The sequence below is a fragment of the Allostella sp. genome, assembly GCF_041913585.1.
GTDB lineage: Bacteria > Pseudomonadota > Alphaproteobacteria > ATCC43930 > Allostellaceae > Allostella.
Map to the genome: position 1 here is coordinate 23,674 of NZ_JAYSFE010000009.1, position 16,216 is coordinate 39,889.

Genomic DNA, 16,216 nt, shown 5'->3' on the forward strand with positions numbered 1-16,216 from the left:
TCCATGTCCCGCTCCAGCGCCAGCGTCGGGTTCTCGCCCAGCGCATGGAAGGGGGCGAGAAAGATTCCCGTGCGGAGGTAGCGATCGTCCATGGCCAGACTTTCCGGTGAGGGGAGCGGGGCGGGGGCGACACCTTAGGACGGGCGCCGCGACCGGCTCAACCGTCCGCCACGGGACGGTCGACGGGACCGGTTGACAGGCCCGGGGCGGGCGACGCCAAATCTGGGGCAACCGATCAGCCCTGATCGCCCGACCGGGAGCTCCGCCATGCCCGACGACGTCAAGCCGCTCTACCAGGTAAACGAATACACGCCCGATCCCGCGGTCGTCTTCGACCGCAGCGTCGCCGCCACCTATGTCCGCTACGCGCGGATGATGGTGGCGCGCGGCTATGTCCAGAGCTCGCTCGGCGGCATGGCCGTGCGGGTCCCGCATCCCGACTATCCGGACGGCATCTGCTACGCCAAGCCGCAGGGCATCTCGCTGGAGGAGATGGAGGAGGACGACCTCGTCATCACCGACATCCCGTTCGGGCGCGTCCTCCACGGCACCCGGGCGACCACCGTCGGGCACCAGATGAACCGCGAGATCCTGCGGCTGCGCCCCGACGTCAACTGCGTCATCCACCTGCACCACGACGAGACGATCGCCTTCCTCGCCGCCGGGCACGAGGAGATCCGCTCGACCTCGCTGACCTTCTCCTACCTGATGCAGAAGCCGGCGCACTACCTGCCGGCCCATCTCAACGTCGAGGAGGACGTGGCGCCGATCAAGACGTTCATCCAGGACACCAACTGCATCATCATGCGCCGCCACGGCTTCACCGTGCTCGGCCGCACCGTGTCCGAGGCCTACCACCGCACCAACGTCCTGGTGTCGGAGGTGAAGCGGAACGTCATCGTCGAGACGCTGGCCGCCGTGAAGGGCACGACGCCCGAGTATCTCTCCAAGGAGGACATGGAATGGATGTTCCAGCGCGGCGACGCGGTGGTCTACCCCTCGCTCATCCGCAAGGACGACCGCTGATGCGCACCCTCGCCCTGCTGCCGCTGGCGGCACTGCTGGCGGTCGCCGCTCCGGCCGCCGCCGACACCTGGCCCGCCAAGCCGATCCGGCTCGTCGTGCCGTTCCCGGCCGGCGGCGGTACCGACGTCGTCGCCCGCATCGTCGCCAACGGCATCGCGCCGGGGCTGGGCCAGACGGTCGTCGTCGAGAACCGCGGCGGCGCCGGCGGCACGGTCGGGGCCGACGTCGTCGCCAAGGCCGCGCCCGACGGCTACACGATCGGCATCGCCACCAGCAGCACCCATCCGGCGGCGGTGGTGCTGCGCAAGAACGTGCCCTACGACCCGGCCACCGGGTTCGCCCCGGTCGGGATGATCGGCACCACGCCCTACATCCTGGTCTCCGGCCTCGAGGTCCCGGCCAGGTCACTGACCGAGTTCGTCGCCTGGACCAAGGCCAACCCCGGCAAGGTCAACTACGCCTCGGTCGGCGTCAGCACGCTGGGCTACCTCCTGTCGGAGCAGCTCAAGATCCTGACCGGCATGGACATGACGCACGTCGCCTATCGCGGTGCCTCCCAGGCCTATCCCGACCTCATCTCCAACAGCGTCCAGGCGTTCCTCGACAATCCGACGGGGTCGGCCGGCCTCGTCCGCGACGGCAAGCTGCGCGCCTATGCGGTGACGGCGAAGTCGACGGCGCTGCCGCAGGTGCCGACCTTCGCGGAGGCCGGGGTCGCGGGCTTCGACACCACCTTCTGGTACGGCTACGTGGCGCCGGCCGGCACCCCGCCCGCGATCGTCGAGCGCCTGTCGAAGGCGGTGCGGGAGTTCGTGCTGTCGCCGGCCGGCCGCGCCGAGCTCGAGGCCAAGGACGTCACCCCCGTCGGCAGCACGCCGGCCGAGTTCGCGGCGACGATCCGCTCCGATCTCGCCCGCTGGAAGGGCCTGGCCGACCGGCTCGGCATCCAGCCGGAATAGCGGCGGCGGGCGGCGTCGGCCGGGCGGACGGGCGATTTGCGCCCGCCCGCCCGGCTGCTATTTTGCGCATAAGCCCGTCACCGCCCGCCCGAGGTCTCCCATGTCGGTCCCGTCCGAGGACGCCGCCCTGCGTCGCAAGAAGATGTACCAGCGCGGCGCCACCACCGTGTTCGCCTGCAAGGCCGACCCGCGCTTCGCCTACTGCATGTACGTGCCGGAGAGCTTCGACGAGGACCCGGCCGGCCACACCCTCGTCGTCACGATCCACGGCACCGGCCGGACCATGGGCGTCTACCGCGACGGCTTCGCCGAGTTCTGCCGCTGGAACCGCTGCCTCGTGCTGGCGCCGCTCTTCCCGGTCGGCGTGCTGGGCGACGACAACCCCGAGGGCTTCAAGTACCTGCGCGAGGGCGACATCCGCTACGACCGGGTGCTGCTCGCCATGGTCGACGAGGTCGGCCGCAAGCTCGACGCCCGCTTCGACCGCTTCCTGATGTTCGGCTTCTCGGGCGGCGGCCATTTCGTCCACCGCTTCCTCTATCTCCATCCCGACCGGCTGCTGGCGGCCTCGATCGGGGCGCCGGGGGCGGTGACGCTGATCGACCCGACGCGCGACTTCTGGGTCGGGACCCGGAACCTGAAGGACCTGTTCGGGATCGAGCTCGACCTCGAGGCGATGCGCCAGGTGGCGGTCCAGATGGTCGTCGGCGGCGCCGACATCGAGACCTGGGAGATCGACTACAAGCCGGGGAGCGTCAACTACATGGAGGGGATCAACGACACCGGGCGCACGCGCATCGAGCGCAACACCGCGCTCCGGAAGAATTTCGAGGCGCACGGCATCGCCGTCCGCCAGGACATCGTGCCGAACGTCCCCCACGACGGCGCCAAGGTGCTGCCGGTGGTGCAGGATTTCTTCGCCGACGTGCTGAAGCGCCACCGCAACGCCTGATCCCCGCACGGGGGAGCCCGCCCCGATCGGCCGAAGCCGGCCGCCCGCCGCCGGTTTCGTTTCCCCGATCCGGCGATCGTGCTCTAAAACGGCGTCGATCGAAGGCGGCCGGGGGCCCGTAGTTCAGCGGTCAGAACGCGCCGCTCATAACGGTGTTGTCGCAGGTTCGAATCCTGCCGGGCCCACCACCGCCATCTCCCGGCGCTGAAATCATCGAGAACGTCCTGCCGTTTCTCCCGCCGATCCGACTGGATCGGGCGACCGGGAGAATTCGTCCCGGCATTCGTCTCCGGGGCGGGGGGGGGGCCGGGTTGCGCGCACGGGTATGCAAAATAAATTGCGATGCGTTGACAATCGCAATTGGCTGTGCCCACCATCGGGACCGTCGGCTAGCGGGGGGAGGGTCCGATGGAGAAGTCGTTCGGGAGATTGGCAGTGATCGGCCTGGCGGCGGCCATGTCGCTGGGCCAGGGTTCGGTCGCGCACGCAAAAGAGAAAACGCTGACCGTTCTGCGGATGATCGACTCCGACAATTACGACCCGCAGCGGTCGGTTGCCGGCGCCGCCATCGAAGTCCTCTACATGCTGTCGGACACCTTGGTGACGCTCGACTTCGACATGAAGACGATCAAGCCGGGTCTGGCCAAGAGCTGGACGGTCTCCGACGACGGCCTGACCTACACCTTCGACCTGCAGGACGGCGTCACCTTCTGCGACGGCAAGAAATTCACCGCCGCCGACGTCGTCTACACCATCAACCGCATCATCGATCCCGCCACCAAGGCGCCGTTCAAGTGGCGCGCGGGCGACGTCAAGGCGGTCCGTGCGGACGGCGATCATCGCGTCGTCTACGAGCTCAATCATCCCTTCAGCGAGCTGCTGTACCAGCTCACCCAGAGCTTCTCGCTCATCGTCGACCAGAAGAACGTCGAGGCGCTGGGCAAGGATTTCGGCGTCAAGGGCATGAACGGCACCGGCCCGTTCTGCTGGGAGAACTGGGAGCCGCGCAACCAGTTCGTGATGCGCAAGCATCCCGGCTACCGCTGGGGGCCCGCCTTCTACCAGAATCGCGGCCCCGCCCATGTCGACAAGCTCGTCTGGAAGGTGCTGCCGCAGGCGAACACGCTGTTCGCCACCATGGCGAGCGGGCAGGGCGACCTCACCATCTCGATGCCGAGCGCGTCGGTCCAGCTCGTCGCCAAGGCGCCCACCCTTCGGCTCGAAGAGGCGCCGGTCAGCCTGAAGACCGTCTATATCGGCTTCAAGACGACGCGTCCGATGCTCGAGGATGTCGAGGTCCGGCGCGCCCTGGTCCAGGCCGTCGACCAGAAGGAGATCGCGAAGTCGGTCTACTTCAACACGGCCGACCCCCTGCAGACCTATGTGTCGCCGAACACCGTCGACTACCAGCAGCCGGACCAGGTTCTCGGCTACGATCCGCAGGCGGCGGCGGCGCGGCTCGAGAAGGCCGGCTGGACGCTGAAGGACGACGGCTTCCGGTACCGGAACGGCGAGAAGCTCTCGCTGTTCGCGCTGAGCTTCCCGGGCCAGGCCCAGCAGCTCTGGGAGGCGGTCCAGGGCTTCTGGCGGAAGATCGGCGTCGATGTCCGGGTCCAGGTCTACGACCCGACCATCATCTGGTCGAAACTGCGCGGCAGCGACTTCGACGGCTACTACATGAGCTTCGACTACTTCAGTGCCGGCGATGCCCTGGGGCTCTACTTCAAGTCCAACCTGCGGCCGGCGCCGAACCGGATGGACTATTCGGACCCGGTGACCGACCGTCTGATCGATGCCGGCAAGGCGGCGACCACGGCCGGCGAACGGGCGAAGCTGTTCTCCGAGGCGCAGAAGCGCGTCTATGACGCGGCGGTGTGGCTGCCGGTGGTGAACGAGCGGCTGCTCCTCGTCTCCAACAAGCGGGTGACCGGGACCAAGCCGCACGGCATCTACGGCCGCGTGCTCTACAAGGGCCTCGATCTCGACATCGCCGCCAGGTGATCGGGGCCGCGCCGCGGGACACTCCCGCGGCCCGGGGCCGGCCGCCCGCCAGCCCGCGCCATTCACGGCCCCACTCCGGCGGGGCCCTTGAGCGGGGCCCCACCTCCACGGCCATCTCGGGCGGCGTGCTAACCACGGCCTTGTTCCCCCCAACCCCCCCCGGGTCCGGGGGCCCCCGCGGGGGCACCCCCCCCCGCCGCGGCTCCGGCCGCCGGCATGCCCTCGCCTTTCAAGTCACGACTCCTGCGGGAACATTCTGCGATGCACTACATCATCGTCGGCTCGGGATCGGCCGGCGCGACCCTGGCCGCCCGCCTCACCGAAGACGCCGCCAACCGCGTCACCCTGGTCGAGGCCGGCCCCGACATGCGCACGGCCGACCGGCCGCTCGAAATGGTCGCGCCGAACCCGAGCGCCGTGATCCGGCTCGAGAAGTTCGTGCAGTTCTGCCAGTTCCCGGACCTGCTCGCCCGGCGGACCCGGCGGCAGCAGCCGCGCCGCTACTGGCGCGGCCGCATCCTCGGCGGCAGTTCCGCCATCAATGGCCAGATCGCCATCCGCGGCATGCTCGACGACTTCGACCTCTGGGCGGCGGCGGGCTGCGACGGCTGGTCGGGCGCCGACGTCGCGCCCTTCTTCAACCGGCTCGAGACCGACCTCGACTATGGCGACGCCCCCTGGCATGGCGACAGCGGCCCGATCCCGGTCCGCCGCGCGCCGCAGGAGCGCTGGGGCGCGGTCGACAAGGCGGTCTGCGCCGCCGCCCTCGGGCTCGGATATGGCTGGGCGGACGATCACAACGCCCCGGACGCCACCGGCGTCTCGCCCTATGCGATCAACAACACGCCGGACGAGCGGCGCGTCTCCTGCGCCGACGGCTATCTGGAACCGATCCGCGGCCGCGCGAACCTGGAGATCGTGACCGGCGCGCTGGTCGACCGGCTGATCCTGGAAGGCAACCGACCGTCGGCGAAGGGCGTCATGCTCGCCCCCGGCAACGGGCAGGAGGGGCGGCGCATCCTGGGCGACGAGGTGATCCTCTGCGCCGGCGCCTGCCATACGCCGACGATCCTCATGCGCTCCGGCATCGGCCCGGCGGACCTGCTGGCGGACCTCGGCATCGCGCCGGTGCAAGTGCTGCCGGTCGGCCTGAACTTCCAGGACCACCCGCTCGCCGGCTTCCTGCTCGAGCTGAAGCCCGAGGCGCGGCCGGCCTCGCCCTACGAGCGCCACACCAACATCACCGTGCGCTACAGCTCCGGCATGTGCGGCGGCGGGCGCAACGACATGAAGCTGATGGCGCTCAACCAGATGGGCGACAGCATGATGCGCATGGTCACCGCCGACGAGAATGCCGGTGCCCAGGGGGTCAAGGCGATCATCGGGGCGACCGTCCAGCAGTCCTTCTCGTGCGGCACGCTCCGCATCTCCTCGCGCGACCCGCATGTCGACCCCGAGATCGACGAGAACATGCTGGGTGACGAGCGCGACCTCGTGCGCATGCGCGACGGCGTGCGCCGCCTGATGGCGCTGGCCGCGAGCGCGCCGATCCAGGCGATCGCCAGCCGGATCACCATCGGCTTCGGCGAGGAGGGCATCGATGCCCTGACCGACGACGACGCGATCGACGCCTGGCTCCTGGAGCAGGTGAGCGACGGCCAGCATGCCACGGGGACGTGCCGGATGGGGCCGGCCGACGACCCGCGCAGCGTGGTGACGCCGGATTGCCGGGTCATCGGCGTCGACCGCCTGCGCGTCGTCGACGCCTCGATCATGCCCGCGATCGTGCGCGCCAACACGCATCTTTCGACGGTGATGATCGGCGAGCGGATGGCCGACCGCATCCGCCGCGAGGCCGGGGCCACGGCATGACCGACACCGCCGCCGCCGCGAGGTGAGACGTGGACCTCTACAGCGACAATCTCGGAGCAGCCGCTCCCGAAATCCTGGACGCGATCGCGCGTGTCGACGCCGACGCCGCACCGGCCTACGGCGCCGACGGCGCGACGCGATCGCTCGAAACCCTGCTGAAGCGGACCTTCGCGCACGATGACCTGACCTTCGCCCTGGTCGGCACCGGGACGGCCGCCAACGGCCTCTCCCTCGCGCTTTCGGCACCGCCGTTCACCGGCATCTACTGCCATGACACCGCCCACATCCTCCTCTCGGAGGCCGGGGCGGCGGAGTTCTTCACCGGCGGCGCGCGGCTCGTTCCGGTGAGCGGTCCCGACACGAAGATCGCTCCCTCGCTGCTGGAGCGTGCCCTCGCGGCCGCTGCCGCCAAGCCGTTCCTGGTCCAGGCGAGCGTGCTCTCGATCTGCCAGTCGACGGACTACGGCATGACCTACGCGGTCGAGGACGTGCGGCGACTGTCGGCGATCGCCGCCCGCTTCGGGCTGAAGGTGCACATGGACGGCGCCCGGTTCGCGAACGCCGTGGTGGCCGAGGGGTGCACGCCGGCGGACCTCACCTGGCGGGCCGGGGTCGACGTCATGTCGCTCGGCGTCACCAAGAACGGCGGGCTGTCGACCGAACTCGTCGTCGTGTTCGACCCGGCGCTCGGCGCCGATCTCGCGCGGGTGCAGCGCCGTACCGGCCAGCTCGCGTCGAAGATGCGCTACGCCGCGGTGCAGGCGCTGGCCTATTTCCAGGACGATCTCTGGCTCCGGCTCGCCGCCGGCGCCAACGCGGCGGCCCGGACGCTCGCGCAGCGGATCGGAGCGTTCCCGGGCGTCACCCTGGCGCGCCCGGTCGCGACCAATCTGGTGCTGCTCGACCTCGACGACCGCCTTGCCGGCCGCCTCGGCGCCGCGGGGCTGCGGATGCTGCGCAAGGACGGCGGCGAGTACCGGCTCGTCTGCCGGCCGGACACGTCCGGCGACGAGATCGAAGCCGTGGTCGACCTCTTCCGGCGCTGCGCCGGCATGAGGGAGGGTGCGGCGGCGCGGGAGGTTCCCGCATGATCCAGTTCCTCCTCGTCCGGCTGTCGCTCTTCGCGCCGATCCTCCTCGGCGTCCTGCTGATCGGCTTCCTGCTGCTGCAGGTCGTGCCCTCGGACCCGGCCGCGATCCGGGCCGGGCCGATGGCGACGGCCGAGGTCATCGAAGCGATCCGCGAGGAGCTGGGGCTCAACCGGCCGCTGCCCGAACAGTTCCTCATCTACCTGGCCAAGGTGCTGCAGGGCGATCTCGGCCGCTCGCTCATCAGCAACGCCAAGGTGGTGGAGGAGCTTGCCGCGACGCTGCCGCCGACCGTCGAGCTGATGGCGGTGTGCATGCTCTGGGCGGTTCCGCTCGGGATCGCGCTCGGCACCATGGCCGCCGTCCATCGCGGCGGGCTGCTCGACCGGATGCTGATGCTGGTGTCGGTCGCCGGTGTCTCCATGCCGGTCTTCTTCGTCGGCATCCTGCTGATCTGGGTGTTCGGGTTCTGGCTCCAGGTCCTCCCGACGAGCGGGCGCGGCGGGCCCTTGTGGACGCTGGAAGGCTGGCAGTCGATCCTGCTGCCGGCGCTGACGCTCGGCTGCATCATCCTCGGTCCGATCGCGCGGGTGACCCGGACCTCGGTGATCGAGGCGCTCGGCGCCGACCATGTGCGGACCGCCCGCGCCAAGGGGCTCTCGTGGCCGAAGGTGATCGTCCGGCACGGGCTCCGGAACGCCCTCGTCCCGGTGGTGACGCTGATCGGCCTGCAGGTCGGCTTCCTGCTCGGCGGCGCGGTGGTGACCGAGACGATGTTCGCCTGGCCCGGGATCGGCCGCCTCGCCGTCGGCGCGATCCTCTCCAACGACCTCCCGGTCGCCCAGGGCGCCATCATCTGCCTGTCGCTCGGCTTCATCACCATCAACCTCGGCGTCGACATGCTCTACGCCGCGCTCGACCCGAGGATCCGCCTTGGCTAGCCGGTCTTCCCCCGCCGCCGGGCCGACCCGGCATCGGACGAGCCCGTACCTCCAGCTCGTGCGCGAGCCGGTCGCGCTGTTCGCGAGCGTCGTCCTCGCCGTCGTCTTCGCCGTCGCGCTGCTGGCGCCGTGGATCGCGCCCCACGACCCGTTCGAGATCGATCTCGGCAACGCGCTGCAGGGTCCCGGCGGCCAGTATCTGCTGGGGACCGACGAGCAGGGGCGCGACACGCTGAGCCGCATGATGCACGGCCTGCGGCTGACCCTGTCGCTCGGCCTCTCGTCGGTGGCGATGGGCAGCGTCGTCGGCGTCCTGGTCGGCATCGGCGCCGCCTATTTCCGCCGGCTCGACGGGCTGCTCATGCGCATGATCGACGTGCTGCTGTCGTTCCCCGAGATTCTCGTCGCCCTCGCCCTGGCGGCCGTGGTCGGCCCCGGGTTTCTCGCGACGGTGATCGCCGTGTCGATCGCCACGGTTCCCGGAACCGCCCGCGTGGCGCGCAGCGCCGCGCTCTCGGTCATGGGGATGAACTACATGGAGGCCGGCCGTTCGATCGGGTTCGGCCATGGCCACCTGATCTTCCGCTACCTGCTGCCGAACTGCTTCTCGGCGATCCTCGTCATCGTCACGCTGCGGGTGGGGCAGGTGATCCTGATCGTCTCGGCGCTCAGCTTCCTCGGCCTCGGAGCGCAGCCGCCGACGCCGGAACTCGGCAAGATGGCATCGCAGGGGCTCCAGTTCTTCTTCATCGCGCCCTATCTGGCGATCCTGCCGTCGACCCTCATCATGCTGCTGGTCCTCGCGCTGAACCTCGCGGGCGACACGCTCCGCGACGCCCTCGATCCGCGGCTGCGGGGCTGATCCATGACCCCGCTCCTCGCGATCCGGAACCTGCGCGTCACCTTCGCGACCTTCAGCGGCGACGTCACCGCGGTCGACGGCGTCTCGCTCGAGATGGCTCCTGGCGAGACGCTGGGCATCGTCGGGGAGTCGGGCAGCGGCAAGAGCGTGCTCAGCCTCGCGGTGATGCGCCTGACCGCCGACCCTCCGACCTGCCGGATCGAGGGCGACATCACCTTCGAGGGCGAGGACCTGCGCGGGAAGTCCGAGCGCGAGATGCAGGCGATCCGCGGCAACCGCATCGCCATGATCTTCCAGGAGCCGATGACCGCGCTCAATCCGGTCTACACGGTCGGCCGGCAGATCGGCGAGGCGATCCTGGCGCACCAGAAGGTGACGGAGGCGGCCGCCCGGGCACGGGTCGTCGAACTGCTGCGGCTGGTCCGCATCCCGGCCGCGGAGACCCGCGTCGACGCCTATCCGCACGAACTCTCCGGCGGCATGCGCCAGCGCGTGATGATCGCCATGGCGCTGGCGAGCCGGCCGTCGCTCATCATCGCCGACGAACCGACGACGGCGCTGGACGTCACGGTGCAGGCGCAGATCCTCCACCTGCTCCGGGACATCCGCCAGAGCACCGGGGCCGGGGTCGTGCTGATCACCCACGACCTCGGCGTCGTCGCCGAGATGGCCGACCGCGTTGCCGTGATGTATGCCGGCCGGGTGGTCGAGACCGCGCGGGTCCGCGCGCTGTTCGAAGACGCCATGCATCCCTACACGATCGGCCTGCTGTGCTCGATCCCGGAACTCGGCACGGCGGCCGAACGGCTGTCCGCCATTCCCGGCACCGTGCCGTCGCCCGGGAACATGCCGGTCGGCTGCCGGTTCCATCCGCGCTGTCCGTTCGCGGTGGCCAGATGCGAGGAGGAGCCGCCGCCGCTGCGCGAGATCGCGGCAGGACACCTCGCGGCGTGCTGGCGCCTTCCGATCGAAGACGTGGAGACCGTCTAGTGCAGCGCCCACCCGCGGATGCGACCCCGGTTCTCGAGGTCGAGAACCTGGTACGGCATTTCTCGATCGGCCGTGGCCTGTTCCGCCGCAAGCTGACGGTGCGTGCGGTGGACGGCGTGTCGTTCTCGGTCGCCGCCGGCGAGACCCTGGCGCTCGTCGGGGAGAGCGGCTGCGGCAAGACGACGGTGGGACGGCTGGCGCTGCGCCTGCTCGAACCCTCCGCCGGCGCGGTCCGGGTCGAGGGCGACGACCTCGCCCGGCTGTCCGGCGAGGCGCTGCGCCGCAAGCGCGCCGGGATGCAGCTGGTCTTCCAGGACCCCTATACGTCGCTCAACCCGCGGATGACCGTCGGCGAGGCGCTGGCCGAGCCGGTGCGGCTGCATGGCGGGCCGGAGAGCGGCGATCCGGAAGGCCGGGCGGCCGAACTGCTGCGCCTCGTCGGCCTGCAGCAGGAGCATGCCGAGCGCTACCCCCACCAGTTCAGCGGCGGGCAGCGGCAGCGCATCGGCATCGCCCGCGCGCTCGCCTCGCGCCCGCGCCTGCTGGTCTGCGACGAGCCGGTTTCGGCGCTCGACGTCTCGATCCAGGCGCAGATCATCAACCTGCTCATGGATCTCCAGCGGCAGTTCCAGCTCAGCTTCCTCTTCATCTCCCACGACCTCGGCGTCGTCCGCCACATTTCCGACCGGGTCGCCGTCATGTATCTCGGCCGGATCGTCGAGGTGGCGCGCACCGCGGAGCTCTTCGGCAATGCCCGCCATCCCTACACGCACGCACTGATCGCCTCGGCGCCGGTCGGCCGCAGCACCGCGGGGCCGCCGGTCGAACCGCTGGCCGGCGAGCCGCCGAATCCGGTGGCGCCGCCGCCCGGCTGCCACTTCCACACCCGCTGCCCGCACGCGACGTCCGAGTGCAGTCAGGTCGCGCCCCGGCTGGAGGAGACGGGGGCGGGCGCGCTCGTCGCCTGCCATCACTGGCGCGGGCTCGCGATGCCGGCCGCCGTCCGCGAGCGACTGCAGCCCGATATGTCCGACCTGCCGGTGCGGCGGCGCCAGAAGAAGTTCCGCGAGGCGGTCGCGGCCCGCCTATAGTCGAAACCCGAAGCAGGCTTGGTGCGATCGCGGGCGGCGTGGTCCAACGCGCCGCTCGCGCGTGCGGCGGCACGCACCGGCACCGCGGTCGATGGAAGTTCCAGATGGACGACAATGACAGGCCCGATCGGCCGGCGACCTACGAGACGCTGATCCACCAGATATCGCTTCGCCATGCGTCGATGGGCCGGAGCGCGCAGGAGGTGGCGCGCTTCGTCGTGCAGAACCCGAACGTGATCGCCATGAACTCGGCCAAGCGGATCGCCGAGGATATCGGCGTCAACCCCTCGATCCTGGTCCGCTTCGCCCAGCAGTTCGGCTATCCCGGCTTCGCCGAGATGCAGCGCGTCTTCAAGTCGCGGCTGCTGAACGCCGCGCCCGACCTCGCCGACCGGATCGCCACCCTGCAGAAGGAGGTGGGCCTGAAGGCGGACGGCAGCATCGAATATCTCCGCGACCTCGTCCTCAGCGACATGGCCGCCCTGCAGCGGGTCGCCGAGGAGACCGATGCCGAGCAGTTCGAACGCGCGGTCGACCTTCTGGCCGGCGCCCGGACGATCTTCCTGACGGGCCAGCTTCGCGCCTACATCGTCGCCAGCTACATGAGCTATGCGCTGGCGCACCTGCGCGTCGACGCCCGGCTGCTCGACGGCATGGCCGGGCTGGCACCCGAGCAGGCGCAGGTCATCGACCGTTCCTCGGTGCTGGTCGCGGTGAGCTTTCGTTTCTACGCCAGGGAGGTGGTCGACATCGTCGAGACCACGGCCGGCCGCGGCGTCCCGGTCATCGCGATCACCGACAGCCTGCTGAGCCCGCTCGCCAAGCTGGCGACCGCCTCGCTGATCGTGCCCGACGCGGAGTTCAACTTCTCGCGCTCGCTCGCGGCGCCGCTCTGCGTCGCCCAGGCCCTGGTGATCGGCCTGGCGCAGCGCCTGGACCGCCGCCCGTCCATGGAGAAGGCGCCGCGCGACGGAACGGCGTCGGCGTCGTAGCCTGCATCGGCGGCAACCTCGGGCAGCGCGCCCGGGCGGGGAAGGTGGGACTGTCCGGATCGGCGCCCCGCCGATGTCGGTGGCCGCAGGCGAAAGGACACCAGGCGATGCAGTACATCCGGTTCGGGCGCACCGGTCTCAAGGTGTCGCAGCTGTGTCTCGGCACCATGACCTTCGGGCTGCAGTGCGACGAGGCGGAGAGCCGCGCGATCCTCGATGCCGCCGCGGAGGGCGGCATCGACTTCCTCGACACGGCCGACGTCTACCCCCTTGGCGGCGACCGCTCGACGGTCGGCCGGACCGAGGAGATCGTCGGGCGCTGGCTCAAGGGTCGGCGGTCCCAGTTCGTGCTCGCGACCAAGTGCGCCGGCCAGATGGGCGCCAAGCCCTGGGACCAGGGCACGTCGCGCAAGCACGTCCTCGATGCGATCGAAGGATCGTTGCGGCGCCTCGGCACCGACCATGTCGATCTCTACCAGCTCCACAGCTACGACCCGGCGACGCCGGTCGACGAGGTGCTGGCGGCCCTCGACCAGATCGTCCGCGACGGCAAGGCGCGCTATGTCGGCGTCTCCAACTGGCCGGCCTACAGGGTCGCCCGCGCGCTCGGCCGCGGCGAGCTGCGCAACCTGGCGCGGATCGATTCCGTGCAGCCCCGCTACAACCTGCTGTTCCGCCCCTTCGAGCGCGACCTGCTGCCGCTGTGCGAGGAGGAGGGGATCGCCGTCATCCCCTACAACCCGCTGGCGGGCGGGCTGCTCACCGGCAAGCACGACGGCGCGGCACCGCCGCCGGCCGGCACCCGCTTCATGCTCGGCTCGGCCGGCCAGCGCTACCAGCAGCGCTACTGGGACGAGGCGAAGTTCGAGACGATCGAGCGCCTGAAGTCGGTCGCGGCGGAGGCGGGGACGAGCCTGGTGACGTTGGCGCTGCGCTGGGTTCTCTCCAACCCCGCCGTGACCGCGCCCATCATCGGCGCCAGCCGGCCGGGTCAGCTCGCCGACAATCTTGCCGCCGCCGCCGCCGGTCCGCTGCCGGCCGACCTCAAGCGCCGGCTCGACGGGATGACCCAGGACTGGCGCGCGGTCGACGCCGAGCGCTGACCGGCCGTGGCGGGGCCCTACGCCGGCACGGCGATCTCCGCCAGGCAGGCGCGGACGGCGTCCAGGAACTGGTCGACCTCGGCGTCGCCGACGACGGTCGAGACGTTGCCGCTGCAGTTGGCAGACAGCATGACGCCACGGTTGATGAGCGCCCGGTGCAGGCCCGCCACCGCCGTCTGGCCGGCCGGGGTCGGATAGGCCGAGCGGTAATCGACGAGCGGGCGGTCGGTGAAGTGGATGCGGAAGAGCGAGCCCGCGCCGGACGCCTGGCCGGGGATGCCCGCCTCGGCGAAGAGCCGGTCGATCGCGGTGCGGATGGCGCTGCCGCGGGCGTTGATCCGGTCGACGGCGGCGGCGTCGAAGGCCCGGACCGTCTCCAGCCCGGCCACCATCGAGACCGGGTTGGCGTTGAAGGTGCCGGTGTGCGGCACCGCCGGGGCGCCCTTGCGCTGGTCGAAGACCCCCATGATGTCGGCGCGCCCGGCGACCGCGCCCACGGGGAAGCCGCCGCCGATCAGCTTGCCGAGCGTCGTCATGTCCGGAACGATGCCGTAGCCGCCCTGCGCCCCGGCATGCCCGACGCGGAACGAGATGATCTCGTCGAAGACGAGCGGGATGCCGGTGCGGCGGGTGAACGCGCGCAGCATCGCTAGGAACTCCGGCGTCGCCGGGATCATGCCGGGACGGTTGGCCACCGGTTCGACGATGACGGCGGCGAGGGAGTCCGCCTCCCGCTCCAGGATCGCGGCCGCCGCCTCGGCGTCGTTGTAGGGCAGCACCACCGTCAGGGCGCCGACCGCGGGCGGCGTCCCCTTGGTGTAGGGGACGGCGGCCGGCGCCTTGGGGTCACCCCAGTTGGCGGGCGAGCTGCCGCGCGCGGCCTCCACGAAGTCGTAGGAGCCATGGTAGGCGCCCTCGCACTTGGCGATCCGGTGGCGTCCGGTGAAGGCGCGGGCGGCCTTGACCGCCAGCATCACCGCCTCGGTGCCGGAATTGGTGAAGCGCATGCGCTCGAAGCCGGGGACGCGGGCCTGCAGCGCCTCCGCCAGTTCCAGCTCCGCCTCGGTCGGGCCCGAGAAGCAGGTGCCGCGCTGAAGCTGGGCGGCGGCGGCGGCCATGGCGGGCTGGAAGCAGTGGCCGTGGACGAGCGCCGACTGGTTGTTGATGAAGTCGACCCGCTCGACGCCGTCGACGTCGGTGACGCGGCAGCCGGCGGCCCGGGCGACGAAGATCGGGTAGGGCGCCTGGTAGACGGCGAGGCGGGTGTTGCCCCCCGGCATGACCTCGCAGGCGCGGGCGAAGAGGCCGGCGGAACGGGAGCTCGGATCGGGATACATCTCAGGTCCCTCGGAGGCTGGGGGCGATGGGCGCGGGCGGGTGCAGGTGGCAGGCGACGCCGCCCTCGGCGTCGGCGGCCCAGGCCGGCGCTTCGAGGGCGCAGACCGGCATCCGGTGCGGGCAGCGGGGATGGAAGTGGCAGCCCTTGGGCGGATCGATGGCGGACGGCATCTCGCCCTCGATGCGGGCGAGCCGGTCGCGGGCACTCGGGTCGGGCGGCAGGGAGGAGTCCCGCAGCGCCACCGTGTAGGGGTGGCGCGGCGCCTGGAAGACCCGCTCGACCGGTCCCTCCTCGACGATGCGGCCGAGATACATGACGGCGACCCGGCGGCAGAAGTTCCGGACCACGCCGAGGTCGTGGGAGATGAAGAGGATGCCGAGATTGTGCGCGGCGCGCAGCGCCTCCAGCAGCAGCAGGATCTGCGCCTGGACCGAGACGTCGAGCGCCGACACCGGCTCGTCGGCGACGATGAGGGGCGGCCTCAGTGCCAGCGCGCGGGCGATCGAGATGCGCTGCCGCTGCCCGCCCGAGAACTCGTGCGGGAACTTGGCCGCCGCTGCCGCGGGCAGGCCGACCGCCTCCAGGAGTTCGGCGACGCGGGCGCGGACCGCCGCCCGCGACAGGCCGCCCGCAATGACCAGCGGCTCGGCCAGGGTGGTGCCGATGGTGAGCCGCGGATTGAGCGAGGCGAACGGGTCCTGGAAGACCATCTGCACGCTGCGGTGCAGCCCCACTGCCTTGCGTCCGCGGCTGCCGGTCACGGTCGCGCCGGCGACCCGGATCTCGCCCGCGTCGGGCGGGATCAGGCCGACGATGCAGCGCGCCACCGTCGACTTGCCGCAGCCGGATTCGCCGACCAGGCCGAAATTCTCCCCCGCCGCGACGGTGAAGCTGACGCCGTCGATGGCGTGCACGGCCGGGACCGGCCCGAAGCCGAAGCGGCCCGCCACGGGGAAGGACTTGCGGAGGCCGCGGACCTCGAGGATCGGGGACATCGGCG

General features: G+C 70.9%; 14 protein-coding genes and 1 tRNA gene. 13 read left to right on the plus strand and 2 right to left on the minus strand.

All coding sequences use genetic code 11. The annotated features are described in order from the left end of the window. Positions 1-267 precede the first annotated feature (267 nt). The 13 genes from ACE3Q3_RS03165 (at position 268) to ACE3Q3_RS03225 (ending at position 13,877) form a co-directional block, all read left to right on the plus strand. A complete protein-coding gene (locus ACE3Q3_RS03165) occupies positions 268-1,026 on the plus strand; it encodes a class II aldolase/adducin family protein (protein WP_374441684.1) in 759 nt (252 codons plus the stop codon). Then, entirely contained in the window at positions 1,026-1,985 is a 960-nt protein-coding gene (locus tag ACE3Q3_RS03170) for a Bug family tripartite tricarboxylate transporter substrate binding protein (RefSeq protein ID WP_374441687.1), read from the plus strand. Before ACE3Q3_RS03165 ends, ACE3Q3_RS03170 begins: the two co-directional genes overlap by 1 nt. A gap of 100 nt (positions 1,986-2,085) precedes the next feature. Then, entirely contained in the window at positions 2,086-2,937 is an 852-nt protein-coding gene (locus ACE3Q3_RS03175; RefSeq protein WP_374441690.1) for an alpha/beta hydrolase, read from the plus strand. Positions 2,938-3,049: 112 nt separating this feature from the next. Further along, positions 3,050-3,125, plus strand: a tRNA-Ile gene (locus tag ACE3Q3_RS03180). A 220-nt stretch (positions 3,126-3,345) separates the two neighbouring features. Then, positions 3,346-4,938: an ABC transporter substrate-binding protein gene (locus tag ACE3Q3_RS03185; RefSeq protein WP_374441693.1), complete on the plus strand. Its 1,593-nt coding sequence runs from the start codon at positions 3,346-3,348 to the stop codon at positions 4,936-4,938. A gap of 261 nt (positions 4,939-5,199) precedes the next feature. Beyond that, complete coding sequence (locus tag ACE3Q3_RS03190; RefSeq protein ID WP_374441696.1) at positions 5,200-6,810, plus strand: GMC family oxidoreductase; 1,611 nt, start codon at positions 5,200-5,202, stop codon at positions 6,808-6,810. Between the two features lie 29 nt (positions 6,811-6,839). Further along, the gene (locus tag ACE3Q3_RS03195) at positions 6,840-7,901 is read left to right on the plus strand and encodes a low specificity L-threonine aldolase (protein WP_374441698.1); all 1,062 of its coding nucleotides are present in this window, start codon (positions 6,840-6,842) and stop codon (positions 7,899-7,901) included. After that, complete coding sequence (locus ACE3Q3_RS03200) at positions 7,898-8,839, plus strand: ABC transporter permease (RefSeq protein WP_374441700.1); 942 nt, start codon at positions 7,898-7,900, stop codon at positions 8,837-8,839. The genes ACE3Q3_RS03195 and ACE3Q3_RS03200 overlap by 4 nt, the downstream gene beginning before the upstream one ends. 58 nt (positions 8,840-8,897) lie before the next feature. Then, complete coding sequence (locus ACE3Q3_RS03205; RefSeq protein ID WP_374441703.1) at positions 8,898-9,701, plus strand: ABC transporter permease; 804 nt, start codon at positions 8,898-8,900, stop codon at positions 9,699-9,701. A gap of 3 nt (positions 9,702-9,704) precedes the next feature. Then, positions 9,705-10,691 carry an ABC transporter ATP-binding protein gene (locus ACE3Q3_RS03210; RefSeq protein WP_374441706.1) on the plus strand — a complete coding sequence of 329 codons (987 nt, stop codon included), beginning with the start codon at positions 9,705-9,707 and terminating at the stop codon, positions 10,689-10,691. Beyond that, the gene (locus tag ACE3Q3_RS03215) at positions 10,691-11,782 is read left to right on the plus strand and encodes an ABC transporter ATP-binding protein (RefSeq protein WP_374441709.1); all 1,092 of its coding nucleotides are present in this window, start codon (positions 10,691-10,693) and stop codon (positions 11,780-11,782) included. Before ACE3Q3_RS03210 ends, ACE3Q3_RS03215 begins: the two co-directional genes overlap by 1 nt. A 104-nt stretch (positions 11,783-11,886) precedes the next feature. Further along, positions 11,887-12,774 carry a MurR/RpiR family transcriptional regulator gene (locus tag ACE3Q3_RS03220; protein ID WP_374441712.1) on the plus strand — a complete coding sequence of 296 codons (888 nt, stop codon included), beginning with the start codon at positions 11,887-11,889 and terminating at the stop codon, positions 12,772-12,774. A 107-nt stretch (positions 12,775-12,881) separates the two neighbouring features. Continuing rightward, the gene (locus tag ACE3Q3_RS03225; RefSeq protein ID WP_374441715.1) at positions 12,882-13,877 is read left to right on the plus strand and encodes an aldo/keto reductase; all 996 of its coding nucleotides are present in this window, start codon (positions 12,882-12,884) and stop codon (positions 13,875-13,877) included. A 17-nt stretch (positions 13,878-13,894) separates the two neighbouring features. Here ACE3Q3_RS03225 and ACE3Q3_RS03230 read toward each other — a convergent pair whose 3' ends face one another. Both ACE3Q3_RS03230 and ACE3Q3_RS03235 read right to left on the minus strand, forming a co-directional pair. Next, positions 13,895-15,214 carry an aspartate aminotransferase family protein gene (locus ACE3Q3_RS03230; protein WP_374441718.1) on the minus strand — a complete coding sequence of 440 codons (1,320 nt, stop codon included), beginning with the start codon at positions 15,212-15,214 and terminating at the stop codon, positions 13,895-13,897. A gap of 1 nt (position 15,215) precedes the next feature. Then, positions 15,216-16,211, minus strand: coding sequence for an ABC transporter ATP-binding protein (locus tag ACE3Q3_RS03235; protein ID WP_374441720.1), 996 nt, complete (start codon positions 16,209-16,211; stop codon positions 15,216-15,218). Between the last annotated feature and the right edge of the window lie 5 nt (positions 16,212-16,216).